Source organism: Ochrobactrum sp. S1502_03 (assembly GCF_044435015.1).
Taxonomy (GTDB): Bacteria; Pseudomonadota; Alphaproteobacteria; order Rhizobiales; family Rhizobiaceae; genus Brucella; species Brucella chromiisoli.
The window spans coordinates 1-20,212 of record NZ_JAYEXN010000004.1; the positions used below are offsets into that span (position 1 = coordinate 1).

Consider the following 20,212-nt stretch of genomic DNA (forward strand, 5'->3'; position numbering starts at 1 on the left):
TGCACTCGTTGCAGAAGGAAAATAGGTGGCCGAGTTTTACTCCGCCGAAGCGGGATTATCCCGCCACTTCCGTGGACTAATTTTGCACCGCCGCTCTCAGTCGAAAGGTTGATTTCAGCACCGCGTACACGTAGGACTTTTATAAATCACCAAATCATTCAGGCCCAATCAATTTGGCCAAAGCATCCGGGAAACTCTATTGTCGGAATTTTTTATTGCTCACCCATGGGCGCAGACAGTTGCATTGCTGTTGGGCCTTTTTCTTGCGGCTTTTGTCGCCAATTTCCTTGTTAAAGCTGTTTTGCTCAAGGTTCTTGATCGTATTGTACAGAAAACGCCTTTCGGGCAGGATGAGGAAATAAAGCAGCATGGCGTCGTCGGCCATTTGGCCAATATTGTTCCGGCGCTCATTATTTCGACTGGGATTGTCGCAATTCCCGGAATGCCACACATCGCATTGACGGTGATCAATAATGTGGCAATTGCCTTTATCATTCTGACTCTGGCCTTCACTTTAAGCGCTGTCTTGAGCGTCGTGGAAACGCTCTATAGCCGCCGTGAAGAGTCGAAAGATCGGCCGATCAAAGGCTATGTTCAGGTCAGCAAGCTTGCAATTTATATCGTCGCGGTGGTGCTGATTATCGCGACACTTCTGGATCGCTCACCGGTAATCCTGTTGTCTGGTGTGGGTGCGATGGCGGCCGTGCTTATTCTGGTGTTTCAGGATACACTGCTTTCACTCGTCGCCAGTATGCAAATAGCCTCTTCCAACATGGTGCGGGTTGGCGACTGGATTGAAATGAAGAATCTTGATGCCAATGGCGATGTTGTTGAGATTGCGCTTTATACGGTCAAAGTGCAGAATTTCGACAAGACGATTACGACTATCCCTATCCGCAAACTCATCACCGAACCGATGAAAAACTATCGCGGGATGCAGCAATCCGGTGGCAGACGCATCAAGCGCGCCTTGTTTATCGATCAGGCAACCATCCGTTTTCTCAGTGAAGATGAGCTTCAAAGCCTTGCCTCGATTGATCAGCTCACAGGCTATCTTTCGAAAAAAGAAAAGGAAATCGCCGAATGGAATGCGAAGCTTGGCGATAAGGCGAAGAACCCGGTTAATACGCGCCGCTTTACCAATATTGGGACGTTCCGCGCCTATGTCGAGACCTATCTGCGAAACCATCCCGCTGTTCACAAGGGCATGACCCTGCTCGTGCGCCAGATGGACCCCACGCCAGATGGATTGCCGCTCGAAATCTATTGCTTCACTAACACCACTGTCTGGGCATCGTATGAGCAAATCCAGTCTGATATTTTCGACCACCTTTATGCGGTGATGCCGGAATTTGGCCTTTATCCATTCCAGAATCCCAGTGGTGGAGACTTCCGCAAGCTCAAGCTTGCGGACCTTACAGCGCCTGTTGCAAAGCCCTGATGATTGCCACCTATATCATTTCTCAGGCTCTAACCGGATTTCGCAAGCCAGTTATGAATACCGTTTGCAGAAGCCTTCGCCATTGCAAAACACGCGGTTAGAAGATAACCGCCGGTGGGGGCTTCCCAGTCGATCATTTCGCCAGTGACAAACGTGCCCGGCAGTTTTTCAAGCATAGAGTGTTCATTGATCTCGCTCCATTTTATGCCGCCAGCAGAGGATATCGCTTCCTCAATTGGTCGCGGGCGAAGGAGTGGAATTTTGAGTGACTTGATGGTCTGGGCGAGTGTGATTGGGTCTTTATCTCGCAAAAACTCAAGCACGAGTGCTGCTTTGACACCCGTTAGGCCTGCGCCTTTTCGCAAGAGATTGCTGATACTTAGCTTCTTATCCTGTCGCGAAAGATCAAGTGTCAGGCGTTCAAGCGTGCGCCCCGGCACAAGATCAAGCTCCAGACTGGCGTGGCCATCGCGTTCAAGATCATCGCGCAAAACCGCTGAATGCGCATAGACGAGGCTTCCTTCGACACCGCCGCGTGTGATCACAAATTCGCCTTGTGAAACACCTGCTGCGCTTTTGATCGTTACCGACTTGACCGGCTCTCCGGCAAATCGTTCTGCAAAGAAATCGCTCCAGTGGACATCGAAGCCGCAATTGGCGGATCGAAAAGGTGCAATGTCGACGCCTTGCGCTGCGAATAATTCTGTCCATGCGCCAGTCGAGCCAAGCTTGGGCCAGCTTGCGCCGCCAAACGCAAACAGTGCTGCATCACAGGATATGGTTTGAGTGCCAGTCGATGTCTCAATTACCGGCTTGCCGGTGCGGAACCCGACCCATTTATGGCGGGTCAGTATGGTCACATCCTGCGCTTCCAGACGACGCAACCATGCGCGTAAAAGCGGGGAAGCCTTCATCGCTTTTGGGAACACGCGGCCCGATGAGCCGACAAAGGTTTCAGCGCCGAGCGCATCCGCCCATGCGCGTAAATTCTGCGGCGTGAATTGCTGCAAAGCTGGCTGAAGCCGTTCACTGCTTGCACCATAGCGCTGTGTAAAACGGGCAAAATCTTCTGAATGGGTAATGTTAAGACCCGATTTTCCCGCCAGCAGAAATTTGCGCCCGACCGTCGGCATCTGCTCGTAAACAGTGACCGAATGTCCAAGCGCCGACAAGTTTTCGGCGGCAAACAGCCCTGCCGGTCCACCGCCGAAAATTGCGATCATACGCTTACGCATTGCTTTGCGAACCGCGTTTGGGCATCAATCTTCTTTCTCCAGCATTTCTTTAACAGCAGTTGCTAACTGTTTGAGAGAGAAAGGTTTTGGCAGGAAGCCGAACTTGGCGTCAGCTGGCAAATTACGCGCGAATGCGTCTTCCGCATAACCCGATACGAAGATGAATTTGATGTCGGGATGGGTCTTACGCAATTCGCGCAGCAGCGTCGGTCCATCCATTTCAGGCATGACAACGTCAGAGACAACAATATCCACCTGCCCGTTGAGTTCTTCCAGAACCTCCAGCGCTTCGACGCCTGAGGCTGCTTCATGAACGGTGTAGCCGCGCGATTGCAGCGCACGCACGCCGCCCATGCGCACGGCGTCTTCGTCCTCGACAAGCAGAACAGTTGCCGAGCCGGAAAGGTCAGCGGCCTTTTCGACCTTCTTTTCCTTGATTGTGACAGGTGCATTGTCTGCACTTTTTTCTTCAATATGGCGTGGCAGGAAAATTTTGAAGGTCGTACCCTTGCCGACTTCGGAATCGCAATAGATGAAGCCGCCGGTTTGCTTGATAATGCCATAGACCATGGAGAGACCGAGGCCGGTGCCTTTGCCCACTTCCTTGGTGGTGAAGAATGGCTCGAAGATTTTTTCGAGCACATCGGCCGGAATTCCCGTACCGGTATCTTCCACTTCAAAGACAACATAGTCGGCTTCGGGCAGATCACGATAGTGAAGCTTGGCTGCCTCATGTGCTTTGACGTTGCGCGTGCGTAGCGTGATCTCACCGCCCTCCGGCATCGCGTCACGGGCATTCACAGCGAGATTGACGGCGACCTGTTCAAACTGGCCAAGATCGGCCTTAACAGGCCAGACATCGCGTCCATGTTCGATCTTGAGGCTGATATCCTTACCCACCAGACGCGCCAACAGCATACGCAGATCGGCCAGAACATCGGTAAGATCAAGAACCTCTGGACGAAGCGTCTGACGGCGCGAGAATGCAAGCAACTGACGCACGAGCGAGGCGGCCCGATTGGCGTTCTGCTTGATGTTCATAATGTCAGGGAAGGACGGGTCGGAAGCGCGATAATTGCTCAGCAGCAGGTCCGATGACATGATGATCGCGGTCAGGACGTTGTTGAAGTCGTGCGCGATACCACCGGCAAGCTGGCCGACAGCCTGCATCTTCTGGCTTTGCGCCATCTGATTTTCGAGCGCCTTCTGCTCGGTGGTTTCTACCGCCGACACGATCGCTGCTTCTTCGCTTGTTTCGCCAAGATCAGTGACCGCGCTCAGATAAAAGCGAATGTGACGGTCTTCATTGCCCGGAAGAACGGTGTCGACTGGCGAAATACTGGCTTGGCCTGCAAAGGCCGCTGCCAGCGCCTTGTTGAACGTATCGCGATCACGTTCATGGACGACATTTTCGAGCTTGATGCGGTTATCCACCGCATCGCGATCCACGACCGGCGCGAAAATATCAAGGAAGCGCGCATTGGTACGCAGCGTATGGCCTTGCGCATCCACGGCTGCAATGGCCATTGGGGCGGAATTGAAGAAGCGCGTGAAGCGGACTTCTGCCGAGCGCAGTGCTGCGGAGGAATCATCACCCTCTGCACGATCCAACACGATCGTGCGGCTGGTGCCGCGTGTGCCATCGCGTGCAGCCTGAACGCGATGATAAAAGCGCACAGCGAGGCTCTGACCATTGCGCTTGATCAGATCGAGATCGATCACAGTGTTACGGCTGGTGCCGGGTTCTGCTTTGACGGCTTTGATAAGCGCCATACCGCTGCCTGCGACAATATCATTGAGCGTGAGAGAACCGGGGGTGAATTGCGTGAGGTCTACGCCAAGCCATTCGGCAAGGGTTGCATTGAGATAGATGATACGGCCCGAAGGATCAGCCGAAAAAAATCCGGCAGGCGCATGATCAAGGTGGTTGATTGCTTCCTGCAACTCCTGAAAGAATCGCTCCTGTTCGGCGCGCTCGTCCGAAATATCCGCAATCTGCCAGGCGACAAGCGTTCCCTTGAAATCCTGTCCGCCGTCAACGGGACGTGCCTTGATACGATACCAGACAGGAGCATCCGCTCCTTGAGCGTCCCGTGAAAGGCCACCGGAAATACGCACTTCCTCCTGCCCCGAAAGCCCGTCACGCACGGCATTTGTCAGCCGGTAAATAGCATCTGAAGCAGCAGGTTCGGTGGTCAGAATATTATCGAGCGAGCGAACACCATCAGCGGATGCAACGCCGGTCATTCTGGCATAGGCATTGTTTGCATAGACAATCTGCCCGCGTGCATCTGAAATGACGGTGCCTTCCGGCTGTGTATCCATGAAAACATGCGCCAGATCCTGCCCACCATGCCGCTGGCTGAACTGGATCAGCCCCGTGGCCGCACCAAAAAGATAGAAAACGCCAATCATGGACAATATGCCCATTAAAACGATTGCGAAACCATCGCCAAGCTGATCGCGAAACAGGAAATAGACAAGGGCTGCCATGGTCAGCACGACGCCGATGATCAGCAGCCTCAAGGCTGAACTGGAGCCACGCTTCGGCATGACGAGCGGTTTCGGATAATTATTGTCCGTATGTCGCGACATCAGGCCCACTGCCCTTTCATGCTGTTTGGCTGAACTGCATGGACGACGTATCGTCCATTCGCTGTTTCTTCCAGCTCAAGCGCTATCTTATTCATCAAGCAAAACCAATCACGTTCCCTGCATCGTTTTCCAGCTTTATATCTTGTGCCAGATTTTGACGCATATTGCAGGGTATATACGATTCGCAGAATGCGTTAATTGCCTGACAGCACAAGCATGGCTCGTATAAAACAGCACGAAGAGCAGCGTTTTGCACTGTTTTGGCTGGGGATCATATGTTTCTCATGAATTCATAGAACATTCCCATGCAAGGCAAATTGAATTAGTGTTCTACAGGACATGTGTTGTCGCGGTGATTTGAAGCGCGGGGAATTTGTGGTTTCCGTCAACCGGACATTATTGGTTTTAGTATGAGAGGGTTACCCGCATGAAGGAATGGCTCAGCGGTCTTGTTGGCGAAAGCACGGCAAATATTGTCGGCTTCATCCTTATTTTTGCGATCATTCTAGGCGGAATTTTCGTTGTTCTGAGTATTATCCGTCGCTTTAGCGGCGGAGGATTTGCCTCTAATGCACGAACCGGGCGCCAGCCAAGATTGTCGGTGATGGATGCTGCAGCGGTGGATAGCCGTCGTAAGCTGGTTCTGATCCGTCGTGACGATGTTGAGCATCTTCTGCTTATCGGTGGCCCCACCGACGTTGTTGTTGAGCAAAATATCGTCATGGAATCACGTGCCAATTCGCGCTCGCAAGCAACCCGTATTGAAGCGGAACATATCGAACGTTTCCGACAGCATGAGGCAAGTCTCACTTCAGAGGCGGGAGAGCGTCCGGGTATTTCGCAGCAGGTGCCGCAGCCTGTGGAGAAAAACGAAGCCATTCAGCTTAATTCTCCGATTGAAACACCGTTACCGCGCAAGCCAGAAATCGTGTGCGAGACGGTTGTGCAGCAGGCAACATTTGAAGCGCAGCAGTTTAGGGCGCCGCCTGTGCCACCTGTTATGCCGGTTGCGCCTCAGGCACCCAAGGTAGGCGAAGCACCAGCGGTTCAGGCGCGCCCTCAGCCGCCGCGACCTGCCCCGAATTACCCGCCACAGCCGCGCACGGTTCTGCCCGAAGCGCGCCCGGCAGAACAGCTACAGTCTCCGCGTCTGCATCCTGCCTATCCGCTTAGCCAGGTATCGCGTGGGGTTCTCAGCTCGACATCTGGTCTTGGTGCCGGTGCGGCAGCAGCTGCAACTGTCGCGGCTTCTTCCGACCTTGGCGGCGTAACGCCGGAGCGTGAGCCAACGGGCGTAAAATCGCCTGTTCCTGAAATCAGCAATATCCAGCAGAGCCCGGCTGCCAATACGCCATCTGCGACCAAAACAGAGCCGGCTATGGTTTCGGCACATTCCGAGCCGGATCTTACTGACGATGATCTGGGCGATATTGGCGGCGCGTTGCATGATGCCATCATGGCTGACCTTGAAACGGAAACTCAGGCACGTTCTGCTGATGATGAACCGTCAATGCTCGAAGTTGATTTTTTTGAAGAAGAGCTGCTCGGTTCGCTTGATATTTCTCCGAACGAGAACGAGGCAAATGCACGCCGGGATGATGCGATTGAGGATGAAATGGAAAAGCTTCTCGGTGAGCTTACCAGAAACGAAACACGCAATTTCTGATCAGACTGCCTTTGGCAATATCAGGGTATCATTCCGATGGGCTGATACCCTTTTTTGTGCATCATAAAAACACAAAGAAAAAAGGCTGCGAACCCGCAGCCTTTGAATTTTTATAGCCGACTGGATGAAGATCAATCGTCGCGATAGACCTTTTCGCGGCGCTCGTGGCGCTCTTGCGCTTCAATAGAAAGCGTTGCGATTGGTCGTGCATCAAGTCGTTTCAAACTGATCGGATCGCCGGTTTCTTCACAAAAACCATAAGTCCCCTCTTCAATACGGCCAATGGCTGCATCAATTTTGGAAATCAGTTTGCGCTGCCTGTCACGAGCGCGAAGCTCAATTGCCCGATCCGTTTCGGAGGATGCCCTATCCGCCAGGTCCGGGTGGTTTGCATTTTCCTGCTGTAGCGCATCGAGAGTTTCGCGCGCTTCGCGAAGAATATCATTCCTCCATGCAACAAGCTTTGCACGAAAGTAAGACTTCTGCCGTTCATTCATGAACGGTTCGTCTTCAGTGGGCCTATAGTCAAGGTCGATTAATTCACTCATTCTGAATCACCCCACATCTAGGAGACGCGAGCGGTTATATAAGTCCATCGCAACGACGACACAACATTAAACACGCGCGCTTCACGACTTTTTAATCCATCAAAATTGTATGATTTTGATGAAAAAATACGCAATTTATATTAAGTGTATAGTTTGTTAGTTTTTGTTTTTATAAATGCCTTCAAAATATTGTCTAGGCTGGTACTCACGAAACATAATTACGAATGAAGAACAACCAATCATCCAGTTTATGCCCAATAAAAGAGCAAAGCTACCTGTGAATATTTCCCGAAGCTTTAAAAAAATCATCAAAAACGAGAGCGATTGCGAGAAAGTTTGCAGAAATTGTGGCATTAATTCCCTTTAGCGCCTTTCAAATTGCAGCCGGGAGCCCCTCATGAGTCGTCTTTTTCTTCTCCGCCATGCGAAGGCTATATGGGCTAAGCCATCAATGAGTGATTTTGACAGGCCGCTGGATAATGAGGGGAATTCCTCTCTGGATAGACTGGCTGAAGCCATGCTGTCATCCGGGGTTCTTCCTGAAAAAATTCTGCTTTCGGCTTCATGCCGCACACGTGAAACCGCGTTCGGTCTTATCAAGCGGCTTGGCATTAACGTCGAAACAGTCATTGACGAAACTATGTATAGCGGGGGGCCAAACGACTATATGCAGGCCATTCGCGCCAATGCCGGTTCAGGGCAGTTGATGCTGGTAGGACACAATCCAAGCATTGAAGATTTGGCACTTGCGCTCTGCGGCGATGGTGAAGCTGCGAGCATGTCCCGACTTGGTGCCGGATTTCCAACGTCTGCCCTTGCCATCATGCGGTTTGATGGGCCGCTGTCAGAAATTGCGCGGGGCAAAGGTTTTCTCGAAAGCTTTCCGCTGCCCGGTGCATAAGCGGAGTTGAAGCATTTAACGGCGGCCTTGTTGATATGCCGCACGGGTTCCTATGTATGAGTGTGACAGAACGGTTTTCTTGCGAGGCAACAATTGGCAAAACTGACCAGTTTCAGCGATGAGGCACGGATCGCACTTGATACATTGACGGATCGCGCAACCGGGCTGATGTCTCCTTCGCTGAGACTTGGCGTTACCGGTCTTTCACGCGCGGGCAAAACGGTCTTCATAACGGCCCTTGTGCACAATATGGTGCATGGCGGTCGCCTGCCGATGTTTGAAGCTTATAAATCCGGGCGGATCTCCCGTTCCATGCTGGAACCGCAGCCCGATGATGCGGTGCCGCGCTTTCAATATGAAGAGCATCTTTCGGCGCTGCTTGATGAAGGCATCTGGCCGGATTCGACGCGCGCCATATCGCAGCTTCGGCTGACCATTGAATATGAGAGCGCATCGGCATGGGGCCGCTGGCTTTCACCGGGACGGCTGTCCGTCGATATTGTTGATTATCCCGGTGAATGGCTGCTTGATCTGCCTTTGCTGGGTAAAAACTATCGTGAGTTCAGCGCAGATTCTTTTGCACTCGCCAATGAGCCAACTCATAAAGATCTGGCGCAGGACTGGCTGAGAGAGGCTCAGATGGTCATCGCATCAGACAGTGCAGACGAACTGACCGCACAGAGGCTGGCAAAGAGTTTCACGGCTTATTTAAGGGCCGGTAAGGCCGATGAACGCGCCTTGTCTACATTGCCGCCGGGGCGTTTTCTTATGCCGGGCGACCTTGAGGGGTCGCCTGCGCTTACTTTCGCTCCCTTGCCCGATTTAAAAGCAGATGATTTCAAGACGGGCAGTCTGGGTGCTATGATGGAGCGCCGTTACGAGGCTTACAAAACACATGTGGTCAAACCCTTTTTTCGCGAACATATCGCGCGGCTTGATCGACAGATTATCCTCATCGACGCCATGCAGGCCATGAATGCCGGTGGTGCTGTGGTAGCCGACCTCGAACGCGCGCTCACTGATATTCTTTCGTGCTTTCGTCCGGGACGCGCCAGCCTGCTGACAGGGCTTATTCAACGTCGTATCGGGCGTATTCTGGTCGCAGCAACAAAAGCCGATCATCTGCATCATGAAAGTCATGACCGGTTGCAGGCGATTGTTCGCAGGCTTGTGGAGCGCGCCATTGAGCGTGCCGATTTTTCCGGTGCCGATATCGAAGTGCTGGCTATGGCCGCCGTCCGTGCCACCCGCGAAGCCACTGTAAAAGAAGGCAAGGATACGCTGCCTGTGATCATTGGAACGCCGCTTAAAGGCGAGCGTATTGATGGTGAAACATTCGATGGAAAAACAGAAACTGCTATATTTCCCGGTGATTTGCCAAAAAATCCTAATGTAATATTCGAGCCGTTGCATTCGAGCGCAGAGTCAGCCATCCGCTTTGTCCGCTTCCGCCCTCCGCGTCTTGAACGCACTGCGGAAGGCATCACGCTTTCCTTGCCGCATATCCGGCTTGATCGCGCACTCCAGTTTCTTATCGGAGATCGTTTGGCATGAGTGAGCAGCCTCCGCGCAAACCGACATCGTTTACCGTCAAAAAACCCGTTGAGACGGTTTCGGCTCTGGACATGGAACAAGATGCGCCGCGCCGCCCACGCGCCGTCACGGATCTGGAAAAGGTTGTCCCTGAGGTGGATATCTTTGCGCTCAGTGAGGATGAAGCGGCAGAACTTGAAATTCTTGATCCGTCCTTTGAAGCGCCGCCGCCGCGTCGTTGGTCGTTGAGCAGGATATTGTTTGGTGCCTTGGGTATTCTGGTTTCGTTTGCCATCGGTATTTGGATCGAGGATCTCATTCAGGCGCTGTTTGCGCGATCCGACTGGCTTGGCTGGACGGCTCTGGCTGTTGCCGTGGTTGCACTTGTGGCCTTCCTCGCCATTATCGTGCGGGAGTTGCTGGCTTTGCGCAGGCTCGCATCGGTTCAGCATCTGCGCAAGGACGCAGCCGATGCTGCCGAACGTGATGATATGGCCGCAGCGCGCAAAGCTGTGGATGAATTGCGTGCAATTGCAGCCGGTTTGCCTGAAACCGCGCGCGGACGGCAGATGCTGGATGGGCTGAGCGACGAAATAATTGATGGCCGCAATCTCATCCAGCTTGCCGAAACAGAAATTCTGCGCCCCCTTGATCGCGAAGCGCGTGCCTTGATCCTCAATGCGTCTAAGCGCGTTTCTATCGTGACAGCCATTAGCCCGCGGGCGCTGGTTGATATTGGTTATGTGATTTTTGAATCGGCACGTCTCATCCGCAGACTGTCACAGCTTTATGGTGGACGTCCCGGAACACTGGGCTTTTTGAAGCTTGCGCGGCGCGTTGTGGCGCATCTGGCTGTGACCGGAACAATCGCTATGGGGGATAGTGTCATTCAGCAGCTTATCGGCCATGGGGTGGCGTCACGGCTTTCGGCAAAGCTCGGTGAAGGCGTGGTCAATGGCTTGATGACCGCCCGCATCGGGATTGCGGCCATGGACGTTGTGCGCCCCTTTCCATTCAATGCTGAGAAAAGACCCGGTATTGGCGACTTTATCGGCGATATTGCGCGCATAAATAGTGATAAGGATCCAAAGCCAAAAAATCGTGGCTAGGCACAACATATAATGATGCAAATCCGTTGACTTTGCGAACGGCAACAACGAAGCATTAACCATTCGCGACGATTATAAGGTCAGAATATTGGGGGCTCGAATCTGCGATTCCCGCCCCTTCGAAACACGCTGCGTATTTGTGTTGGCGTGTATTGAAATAATCTATTGGAATGCACCCTTAATGGTAGAAATTCCGGGACAGAGCTGAATATGAAAAATTACATCGTTGCATGCCTCACGCTACTGCCCGCATCGTTCTTTGCTGCGCCTGCATCGGCTGCAGACAAGGATGAACAGTTTTTCCAGACAATCGAAGGCCAATGGTCGGGTCCGGGTGAGATCGTTGCCGGAAAATACAAAGGCACGAAGTTCGTCTGTACGCTGGCAGGCACCACGCCCGATGATACGGTTGGCATGACGCTGGATGGTTCCTGCCGGGTTGGTGTTTTCTCGCAGCCGATGAAGGCAACGGTTACACGCACTGGCTCCAGCTATTCCGGTAAGTTCAATGACGGAGCAGAAGGCAAAGGTCTCAATGTGACCTCCGGTTCGGTCAGCGGCAACAAGGTTGTGCTTGGTCTTAACCGCAAGGAACTTAATGGTGCCATGCTCGCACGCGTTGCCGATAAAAACACCATGAATGTCACGGTGTCTGTTCGCGTCGAAAAGGAACTGGTTCCGGTGATCGGCATGAGCCTCAAGCGCGTTGACAACATGGCTGTCGGCAGCATCGCCAAGAATTAAGACTGGTATTGCTCAAGCCACCAGCCCGCATCCGTGCGGGCTTTTTCTATTTCAGCGCTCTTACAGGCCGCTTCCCATTGGCAAACGCTTTTACCGGCGATTTCCAGTTCCGGCGCAATATCATTAAGCGGCACGAGCACAAAAGCGCGCTCCTGAATGCGCGGATGCGGCAGTTCAAGGTCGGTCTCATTCATGATGATCGCCTCGCCCGCTTTGTTTTGCATTGCGAGAATATCAATGTCGATGATGCGCGGCCCCCAGCGCTCCAGTCGCACACGCTTGAGTGAACGTTCGACATCAAGACATATTTGGATAAGCTTGAGGGGCTCAAGCGCGGTCACTATTTCCGCGCAGGCATTGTGAAACCACGCCTGATCAGTTTTGCCCCATGGCGGTGTGCGATAGACATTCGACACGGCGACGACCTTTGTGTCTTTACGGCCATCAAGCAATTTCAATGCTTTGGCCATAGACGCAACAGGGTCGTCAATATTGCCGCCAAGGCCCAGCCAGGCGCGATAAGGCATGTCTTCGTCGATCAACGCGGATATACCACCGTGACTTCGACATGATCGAGTATGCCCGGAACCGGTGCATTGGGCTTGCGAATGGTAATTTCCGCACGTTTAATCTGCGGAAAACGCTCTTTGAGTGCCTTTCCGACATCAAGCGCAAGTGTTTCGATCAAATAACGCTGACGCCCGGTGATAATATCCTTAATGACGGCAAAGGCGATCCCATAGTGAACCGTGCCTTCAATATCGTCATTTTCCAGGGAATCACCGGGATCGACATCAAGGATCGCATCGACATAAAATCGCTGGCCGAGCTTATGTTCCTCGTCAAAGACGCCGTGGTGCGCGAAGAATGCGCAATTCATGATACGGATTGTGTACACGGCCTGATTTCCTATTTTGAACTTGCTTTGCTTTGCAGGATAGCATCAGCGACTGCAAGAGCATCCCTATTAAAAGCGACATTATGGACGCGGAAAATACTGGCTCCGGCGAGACGCGTCGCCACGGATGTTGCCGCGGTTCCCACATCACGCTTCAAAGGGTCGGCCTGCTCGGTGATTGCACCAATAAAGCGTTTGCGCGATGTGCCGACAAGCAGAGGATAGCCAAAACGCTGCAAGGCTTCCATGTGTGCCATCAGTGCAATGTCGTCGTCCTTATCCTTGCCAAAGCCAAAACCAGGATCGAGCACAATGCGCGAGGTTTCAATACCTGCCCTGCCCGCGATTTCCAATGATCTGCCAAGAAATTCAAATTGGTCGGCTATCACATCGGGATTGGTGTCCCTGTCGCGGCTGCTATGCATGATGACCAGCCCGGCGTTGGTTTCCCGTGCCACTTCGGCTAATTGAGGCTCTTTTTGCAACCCCCATACGTCATTGACGATGTGCGCGCCTGCTTCGATCGCACGTTGGGCGGTTGAGGCGCGATAGGTATCAATAGAAATGATGCAGCCGAAGCGCTCGGTCAGCGCACGAATAACCGGAACAACGCGTGCCGCTTCGGTCTCAGCATCCACCGCTTCAGCGCCCGGACGGGTCGACTCGCCACCCACGTCAATAATGGTCGCGCCATCATCGAGCATCTTTTCAGCAACCGCCAAAGCCTTGTCGACATCGTTATATTGGCCGCCATCTGAGAATGAATCCGGCGTGACATTTAAAATGCCCATGATGACAGATTTTGTCCCCAATTGGAGGTTACGACCATTGGCAAGTTGCCATTCTTTCATCATTTACGAATATTCCAATTGTCTTTTTTGTCGGAAACAATGCAGCCAGAAAACAAGTACAATGTTTTATGGTGGTTGTTATAGTTCTCTTGACGATTGCATGCCATGTTGCTCATCGTTGAATTTGCAAATTTCTTTCTGGTTATATGAAGAGGTGCCGGAACATGTCTTTTAAAAAACGGGTTCTGGCGATTACAGTGGCGCTGGCTGTCGTTGCACCACAGGCGCAAGCCGCCTCCATTTTCCGAACGTTCAGTTATTATAATGTCAACGGAAAGACTGCGGAAGATCTCGACAAGGCATTGTCGCGCAGCGGCCCGTTTCTGAAAAAGACCGGACAGCATCATCCCGGCGCAGCCGAGATTCGCTTTGACGCCAAAGTGCGTTATGGTCGCGCGACCGGTGATCGCGCCTGCAAGGTTCAGGACGTTTATGTCAATGTTCATGCGAAGGTCATGCTGCCGCGCTGGAAACAGCGCCGGAAAGCATCGCCCGAACTCGCACTGATCTGGGATACCCTTTATCAGGATATTCGCCGCCACGAAGAAAGCCATATCGTGATCGCCCGCAGTCATGCGAGCGAGATGGAACGTGAGATACGTGCGCTTCGCAGCCGTAAAGATTGTTCGACATTGCGCGCTGACATCGACAAAGTGACCGAGCAGTTGATGACAGCCCATGATAAGGCGCAAGAGCAATTTGATCGCGTTGAAACGATCAATTTCGAGCGCCGTTTTGAGCGGCTCCTGACTTACAAACTTGAAAAAATGAGCCAGTAAGCCAAAACGGCTCTATCTGTTTGTTTTAACACGCATCTTGTTCTGAAAACCGCTTCACCCTTTTCGGGATGCGCTTTAGTTCTGGCGTTCAGGCACGGTGACGACGAGGCCGTCTATCTCGTCGCGCACGCGGATCTGGCAGGAAAGCCGCGAGTTCGGCTGGGGTTCGTAAGCGAAATCCAGCATATCCTCTTCCATCGCATCCGGGCCGCCAACCGTGTCAGTCCAGTCTTCATCAATATAAACATGGCAGGTTGCACAGGCGCAGGCACCACCACATTCCGCATCAATACCCGGAACACCGTTGCGGATTGCAACTTCCATCACGCTTGATCCATTGTCAGCGTCAACTTCTATGCGGGATGCGCCATCAGCGGATACGAAGATTATCTTTGTCATTTTAAGGTCCTGAACACGCCATGAGGGCGCGATTGAAAGCTGTTTAACAACCCCTGTGAGCTGCAACAAGCTTCTTTGATATGTTGCAGAGGCAAATACGGTCTTATGTCAGGAGTTTCAACCACGGGAACCAGCTTGGCAGAGAACTGCGCCAATATGCCGTTCTAGCTGGTCGGCAGGATTGATGATCACAAGACAAAGCGTAGGAGCATGAATCAAACTGTGGGTGGCGGAAAACTACCAGTTCACCTTCCGCGCGTAATTTTGTTAACCTTTTACACAGGATGCGTTATAGTCATTTCGCACATTGTTTTGATTTCCACAGAATGATCACCCATCTAAAAACGCCGGAACTCCGGGATTTTTTACAGGCTCACTCATTTTTGTTAACCTTGTATTTAAAGTTTTAGACATCTGGCCCGGGTGCCTATTTCCTTAACAAGCCTGAGTCAGTACGATAAAAAATGGCGGAGTAAGTTTTGTAACGGCTCTGAGTTGTTCCGGCCGTCGCAGTAATTGAGTACGAGGTAGGCAAGGCTATGGCTTCAAAATCCAAGGCGCAAAAGCTCGACCATGAGGTTGAACAGGCACTTGAACAGGCACTCGACATTGATTTCGGTGACGATTTCGACATCGACATGGATATGAGTGCGTTTGACGAAGATTTCTCAGTCGATGACCTCGAAGAGCAGATTTCGCGCGCGACCGAAGAACTGGTCGCAGAGCAGAACACGAAAGTGGTTCAAGCCGCGCAGGTCTCTTCCGTTGATATTACGACAGAGGGAACAGCGAAGGCAGAGACGATCGCAACCGTTTCTGTGATTGCAAGCCCGGCTGCCCCCCCAATGCCGCCGGTTGTTCCGATCGCTTCGGTCGCCAACACAACAGCTTCTTCCGCCTTACCAGAAGCAGCCAACGTTGCGCCAAAGCCTGCCAATAAATCCAAGCCTATCGCTCAGGACGCCGCAGCGAAGCCTGCAACCTCTTCGGCCTCTCCTGCGCCATCTGTTGTCGCCGCCACGCCTGCCGCAGCCCTGACGCCAGCCAACGACGATTCACGCAATGGCCGTGCCATCGCGACAGCGCCGCGCCGCGCAACCGAACGCTCATCCAGGCTTTACTGGACCACAACAGCCATGAGTGTCCTTTGGGCCGCTGGCGGTGTTGCAATCAGCAAAGCAATCAGCCCGGACGTTTTCTCAAGCCTCCAGGCAACGACGAATTTCTTTACATCCCCATCCGGCATTGGTGTCGCCGCAGGCGTGGCGCTGCCTATCGCTATGTTCTGGGGCTTTGCCCATATTGTTCGTCGTGCACAGGAAATGCATGTTGCAGCACGCAGCATGTCGGAAACAGCGCTGAAACTGTTGCAGCCTGAAGCAGCAGCGGGTGATCGCGTTTCCACGCTGAGCCAGGCCGTTCGCCGCGAAGTTGCTGCGATGAACGAAGGTATCGAACGTACGCTGGCGCGTGCTGTCGAACTTGAGACCCTTGTTCAATCAGAGGTCAATCAGCTTGAACGTGCGTACAGCGACAACGAAGTCCGTATTCGTTCGCTTGTCAGCGATCTTGGCAATGAACGCGAAGCCGTGGTCAGCCATGCTGAACGCGTTCGCTCTTCCATTACGGGTGCGCATGAGCAGCTGAAGGAAGAATTGTCGAGCGCAGCCAATATCATACGTGATAATGTTGCCTCCGCATCTGAACAGCTCAGTGCGCTGTTGGGCGATTCCGGCGAGCGTCTGATCGGCAGCATCAATGAAAGTGGCGGTGCCATTGCTGATGCTATTGAAAAGCGTACCGGCGACATTGCGAGCCGCATCACCAGTTCTGGCGAATCTTTCTCGAAAGAGCTTGATACCCGCATCACAACGCTTGACCAGCAGTCGCGCGAGATTTCGGAACGTGTAAGCTCGGCATTGGACGAACGCACGGCGGGCATTGCGACACTGCTCGGTGGTGCAACCCAGTCAATGGTCAGCGAGTTCGATACACGTCTCGCGCAGCTTGATACGACACTCAATGAACGTGGTCGCTCGCTTCTGACCGAGTTTGAAACGCGTGCGCATGCGCTTGACAGCAGCACGGAAAAGCTCAACGCGGCCCTTGAAACCCGTTCACGCCAGATCAATGAAAATCTCATTGCCCGTACCCGTGAAATTGCCGAAACCTTCTCAGGTGGGCGCAATGCAATGATTGGTATGATCGATGAAACCAAGACGAAGATCAGCGATGAACTGAATTCGATCAGCGAGAGCGTTGGCAATGTTCTCAACGAAAAGGCTTCAGCCTTTGCAGGCAAGCTTGCGGAAAGCCGCGACGTACTGGCTTCTTCGCTTGAAGGCGAAACTGAGCGTGTTTCCGCTGTCATTCGTGGTCATGCCGATACGTTGGCTGCTCGCACGAGCGACATTGAAAACGCCATCAACAGCAGCGCATCTGCGCTCAATTCAGCCGCAGAGCACCATGCTGCGATCCTTGCTGACAGAACAAATGTTCTTCAGGAAGAAATGGCAAACAATGCTTCGCGTCTTGATGCAGCATTTTCTGATCATGCCCGTTCGCTTGATGAGCGTGCAGCCTCGCTCAACAGTGTGATCGCCGGCAATCAGGCCATGCTTGCTCAGTTGTTGGATGAACGCACAAGCGTGTTGCGCGATAACTTCAATGAAAATCGCGAAGTTCTGGCACGCACATTCGATGAGCGCGTCACCGCTTTGCAGGCGCTTATTGCAGACAATCAGCAGCAGCTGGCGCGTGTCTTTGATGAGCGTTCGCAAGCCATCAGCGAAACCATCGGCGCAAGCCGTGATGCTTTCGAGGCGACATTTACCGATCATGTTCAGCGTGTAGAAGAACGTACAAGCGGTCTTCGCTCGGTTCTCAACGATCACAACAGCACCCTTGCCCATATTCTTGATGGACATGAACAGACCATTGAAGGTCGTGCTGCTGCCATCCGCGAAACGCTCACTGAAACCACTGCATCTCTGAGCCAGACGCTTCAGGACCATGGCGAAATTCTCTCGCAACGCACGACCAATTTGCATCATGCGATTGAAAACAGCAGCCATGCGATCGGCCGTGCATTCGAAGGTCAGACTGGCATTATCGAAGAGCGCACGCAGACCATGGAAAAGGCGCTCACGATGGGCGTTGACAATGTTCGCCGTGCACTTGAACACAGTGCAGGCGTCGTTGCTGGTTCGCTGCGCGAGAAGATCACGGAAGCTGCCAGCATTCTGTCCGCAGAAGCGGCGAAAGCTGGTGAATCGCTCGACGGTTTTGGTCAGAATTTCAGCGCTGATCTGACGACCAATCTTGCTGCGACTGAGGAACGCCTCGGTGAGCGAGCCAATGCAATTGCATCGCGTCTGGCCCAGATTGAAAGCAGCATTGCTGATACGGCGAGCAAGACAAGCGAAACACTTGCCGGTCATAGCGAAGCATTTGCAGCAAGTGTTGCCGATAATCTTGCAGGCACAGAAGCCCGTCTAAGTGAGCGTGCAAGCGCTATTGCCGGTGGACTTGAAGCCATTGAAAGCCGCCTCACTGGCGAACTTTCGGCGATTGAAGCGCGTATTGCTGACACGGCGACCCGGACCAGTGAAACATTGGCCGGTCACAGCGAAGCATTCTCATCAAGCGTTACCGAAAACCTGTCCGGCACAGAAGCGCGCCTCACCGAACGTGCTGATGCCATTGCCACACGCCTTGGTGATATTGGCTCGCGGATCACAATGGAACTGGGTTCCGTTGAAGCACGTATCGCTCAGGTAACAGACACAACGGCTGTTACGCTTGAAGAACGCACACGTGAACTCAATGCAGTTCTGGCAGCGCGCTCGCAGGAAATCACACAGATTCTCAGCGACACTGCCGAGCCTCTTGTGCAGCGTCTGGCGGATAGCGGTCGCGGATTGGCAGAACAGCTTGAACAAGCGACCCATGCAGCCACTGATCGTCTGCGTGCTGAGAACGCAGCGCTCGTCAATGCACTGGCCAGCCGTACGGCAGAAACCATTGCAGCCGTGCAGCAGGCAAAGACGGGACTGTCAGACAATGTAAGCGAGCTGATTGATCGCCTCGCCGCTTCAAATAGCGAACTTGGCAAGCTGATCGAATCTGCTGCGCGCAACCTGACAAGCATTGACGGCCGCCTTGTTGAAACGACAAGCAGCTTCGTTGAAAATGCAAACCGCGCAGCACAGATGTTCCAGGCCTCAACGGGTCTCATCGACAACAATATTGGCACGCTGCGCGCGCTTTCCGATGGTACACTGTCGCAGATTGCTGATATTGCCGAGCGCTTTGAAGAGCATGGCAAGGTTCTCTCAACTGCTTCGGATATGATCAGCTCGGCACAGAATGGTCTTGCCGGTACGCTTGAAGATCGCCATCTCGCGCTTGACAAGCTTGCTTCGGGCCTTGTTGAGAAGTCGGAAGGCATTGAGAATCTGATGCAGTCGTTTGAAACGATCGTGGCATCGGCTTTCCAGCGCGCAGAGGGCCAGACCCGTTCTTCGGCTGAGAAGATGCGTGAAAGCATTGCTGAGATCGTCGAACAGGCATCGCAGAAGTTCTCCGCTGCGACCGACGATATCCGCCGCACGGCAACAGAAATTCGCACAGAGCTCGACACAACCCGTGGTGAACTCAAGCGCGGCGTTCTGGATATGCCTGCGGAAGCCAAGGAAACGACGAGCGCAATGCGCAAAGCCGTTGGCGAGCAGATCAATGCTCTTAAGGAACTTGCTGAAATCGTCAACAAGTCGGGACGTTTGGTTGATGTTGGTGAAAGCCGCGCAGATCGCCCTGTTTCGCGTCCGGTTCAGACCCAGAGGCCAGCTCCGGTTCAGGCTCCTGTCATGGCAGCGCAGCCACAGGCTGACGTCGCTGTTCGCACCCGTCCGGTAGAAGCTCCTAAACCCGCACAGCCAGCTGTATCCTCTGATAAGCCACGCGGTTGGGTTTCTGACCTTCTTGCCCGCGCATCGCGCGAGGATGAGGTGGCCGCTCCATCGCAGGCACAGCCTACGCAGGCTCATCGCTCGCCAAGCCATGTGGTTGAATCGCTCAACTCGCTTTCGGTCGATATTGCCCGCGCAATCGATCATGAAGCATCCGTTGAGCTATGGGACCGCTATCGCCGCGGTGAACGGAATGTCTTTACCCGTCGTCTCTATACGCTCAAGGGACAGCAGACCTTTGACGACATCAAGCGTAAATATCAGACGGATGGTGAGTTCCGTCGCGCTGTAGATCGTTACATGGACGACTTCCAGCGTCTGCTTGAAGACGTTGCGCGCAATGACCGCGATAACATGGTGACGCAGACTTACCTGACGTCAGATACCGGTAAAGTTTACACGATGCTGGCCCATGCAAGCGGTCGCCTGCGGTAAGAAAAGCCAATAAAGTAATGAAAACGCGGCTCATGGGCCGCGTTTTTTTATTTCCAGTTTTTTTAGAAAAGCTTGGGGTTCGGGTGTTGCCCGGTGCTGGTTTAAACT

14 protein-coding genes and 2 pseudogenes are annotated in these 20,212 nt (G+C 53.1%); 9 read left to right on the forward strand and 7 right to left on the reverse strand.

Going from position 1 to position 20,212, the window contains the following annotated elements; genetic code table 11:
- Positions 1-199: 199 nt before the first annotated feature.
- Entirely contained in the window at positions 200-1,441 is a 1,242-nt protein-coding gene (locus VBH83_RS04670) for a mechanosensitive ion channel family protein (RefSeq protein ID WP_265984696.1), read from the forward strand.
- Between the two features lie 29 nt (positions 1,442-1,470).
- Here VBH83_RS04670 and VBH83_RS04675 read toward each other — a convergent pair whose 3' ends face one another.
- The gene (locus VBH83_RS04675; RefSeq protein WP_265984697.1) at positions 1,471-2,676 is read right to left on the reverse strand and encodes a TIGR03862 family flavoprotein; all 1,206 of its coding nucleotides are present in this window, start codon (positions 2,674-2,676) and stop codon (positions 1,471-1,473) included.
- Positions 2,677-2,700: 24 nt separating this feature from the next.
- Positions 2,701-5,271 carry a cell cycle histidine kinase CckA gene (gene cckA, locus VBH83_RS04680; RefSeq protein ID WP_265984698.1) on the reverse strand — a complete coding sequence of 857 codons (2,571 nt, stop codon included), beginning with the start codon at positions 5,269-5,271 and terminating at the stop codon, positions 2,701-2,703.
- A 427-nt stretch (positions 5,272-5,698) separates the two neighbouring features.
- Between cckA and VBH83_RS04685 the strand changes: the two genes are divergently transcribed.
- The gene (locus VBH83_RS04685; RefSeq protein ID WP_265984699.1) at positions 5,699-6,937 is read left to right on the forward strand and encodes a flagellar biosynthetic protein FliO; all 1,239 of its coding nucleotides are present in this window, start codon (positions 5,699-5,701) and stop codon (positions 6,935-6,937) included.
- Between the two features lie 131 nt (positions 6,938-7,068).
- Here VBH83_RS04685 and dksA read toward each other — a convergent pair whose 3' ends face one another.
- Positions 7,069-7,485 (reverse strand): RNA polymerase-binding protein DksA, encoded by a 417-nt coding sequence (gene dksA, locus VBH83_RS04690; RefSeq protein ID WP_094507171.1) that lies wholly within the window; start codon positions 7,483-7,485, stop codon positions 7,069-7,071.
- Between the two features lie 397 nt (positions 7,486-7,882).
- On the opposite strand from dksA, the gene VBH83_RS04695 reads away from it, so the two are divergent.
- From VBH83_RS04695 to VBH83_RS04710, 4 genes are all read left to right on the forward strand, one after another.
- Entirely contained in the window at positions 7,883-8,386 is a 504-nt protein-coding gene (locus VBH83_RS04695; RefSeq protein ID WP_265984700.1) for a histidine phosphatase family protein, read from the forward strand.
- Positions 8,387-8,479: 93 nt separating this feature from the next.
- Positions 8,480-9,940, forward strand: coding sequence for a YcjX family protein (locus tag VBH83_RS04700; RefSeq protein WP_396996585.1), 1,461 nt, complete (start codon positions 8,480-8,482; stop codon positions 9,938-9,940).
- Entirely contained in the window at positions 9,937-11,028 is a 1,092-nt protein-coding gene (locus tag VBH83_RS04705; protein WP_265984702.1) for a YcjF family protein, read from the forward strand. Before VBH83_RS04700 ends, VBH83_RS04705 begins: the two co-directional genes overlap by 4 nt.
- A gap of 210 nt (positions 11,029-11,238) precedes the next feature.
- Positions 11,239-11,772, forward strand: coding sequence for a hypothetical protein (locus VBH83_RS04710; RefSeq protein WP_265984703.1), 534 nt, complete (start codon positions 11,239-11,241; stop codon positions 11,770-11,772).
- Here VBH83_RS04710 and folK read toward each other — a convergent pair.
- Genes folK through folP form a run of 3 tightly spaced genes read right to left on the reverse strand, consistent with a single transcriptional unit; the run spans position 11,769 to position 13,524 of the window.
- Positions 11,769-12,299: a 2-amino-4-hydroxy-6-hydroxymethyldihydropteridine diphosphokinase gene (gene folK / locus VBH83_RS04715; protein ID WP_265984748.1), complete on the reverse strand. Its 531-nt coding sequence runs from the start codon at positions 12,297-12,299 to the stop codon at positions 11,769-11,771. The genes VBH83_RS04710 and folK overlap by 4 nt on opposite strands.
- 11 nt (positions 12,300-12,310) lie before the next feature.
- On the reverse strand, positions 12,311-12,670 hold the full coding sequence (gene folB / locus VBH83_RS04720) for a dihydroneopterin aldolase (RefSeq protein WP_396996588.1): 360 nt from the start codon (positions 12,668-12,670) through the stop codon (positions 12,311-12,313).
- Positions 12,671-12,681: 11 nt separating this feature from the next.
- A complete protein-coding gene (folP, locus tag VBH83_RS04725; protein WP_265984705.1) occupies positions 12,682-13,524 on the reverse strand; it encodes a dihydropteroate synthase in 843 nt (280 codons plus the stop codon).
- Between the two features lie 161 nt (positions 13,525-13,685).
- Between folP and VBH83_RS04730 the strand changes: the two genes are divergently transcribed.
- On the forward strand, positions 13,686-14,300 hold the full coding sequence (locus VBH83_RS04730; protein WP_265984706.1) for a DUF922 domain-containing Zn-dependent protease: 615 nt from the start codon (positions 13,686-13,688) through the stop codon (positions 14,298-14,300).
- Between the two features lie 75 nt (positions 14,301-14,375).
- On the opposite strand, the gene VBH83_RS04735 is transcribed toward VBH83_RS04730, so the two are convergent.
- Complete coding sequence (locus VBH83_RS04735) at positions 14,376-14,699, reverse strand: 2Fe-2S iron-sulfur cluster-binding protein (protein ID WP_396996590.1); 324 nt, start codon at positions 14,697-14,699, stop codon at positions 14,376-14,378.
- A 539-nt stretch (positions 14,700-15,238) separates the two neighbouring features.
- On the opposite strand from VBH83_RS04735, the pseudogene VBH83_RS04740 reads away from it, so the two are divergent.
- Together VBH83_RS04740 and VBH83_RS04745 are read left to right on the forward strand one after the other, a co-directional pair.
- Positions 15,239-15,437, forward strand: a pseudogene (locus VBH83_RS04740) (hypothetical protein); the annotation flags it as partial.
- Positions 15,438-15,733: 296 nt separating this feature from the next.
- A pseudogene (locus VBH83_RS04745) lies at positions 15,734-20,104 on the forward strand (kinesin); the annotation flags it as partial.
- Positions 20,105-20,212: the final 108 nt, after the last annotated feature.

Bases quoted from the DNA above. Each gene is read 5' to 3' on its own strand.
- VBH83_RS04695 (WP_265984700.1), top strand. From the start codon at position 7,883: ATGAGTCGTCTTTTTCTTCTCCGCCATGCGAAGGCTATATGGGCTAAG.
- VBH83_RS04730 (WP_265984706.1), top strand. From the start codon at position 13,686: ATGTCTTTTAAAAAACGGGTTCTGGCGATTACAGTGGCGCTGGCTGTC.
- VBH83_RS04735 (WP_396996590.1), bottom strand. From the start codon at position 14,699: ATGACAAAGATAATCTTCGTATCCGCTGATGGCGCATCCCGCATAGAA.
- VBH83_RS04675 (WP_265984697.1), bottom strand. From the start codon at position 2,676: ATGCGTAAGCGTATGATCGCAATTTTCGGCGGTGGACCGGCAGGGCTG.
- VBH83_RS04705 (WP_265984702.1), top strand. From the start codon at position 9,937: ATGAGTGAGCAGCCTCCGCGCAAACCGACATCGTTTACCGTCAAAAAA.
- dksA (WP_094507171.1), bottom strand. From the start codon at position 7,485: ATGAGTGAATTAATCGACCTTGACTATAGGCCCACTGAAGACGAACCG.
- VBH83_RS04710 (WP_265984703.1), top strand. From the start codon at position 11,239: ATGAAAAATTACATCGTTGCATGCCTCACGCTACTGCCCGCATCGTTC.
- cckA (WP_265984698.1), bottom strand. From the start codon at position 5,271: ATGTCGCGACATACGGACAATAATTATCCGAAACCGCTCGTCATGCCG.
- folK (WP_265984748.1), bottom strand. From the start codon at position 12,299: ATGCCTTATCGCGCCTGGCTGGGCCTTGGCGGCAATATTGACGACCCT.
- folP (WP_265984705.1), bottom strand. From the start codon at position 13,524: ATGATGAAAGAATGGCAACTTGCCAATGGTCGTAACCTCCAATTGGGG.
- VBH83_RS04685 (WP_265984699.1), top strand. From the start codon at position 5,699: ATGAAGGAATGGCTCAGCGGTCTTGTTGGCGAAAGCACGGCAAATATT.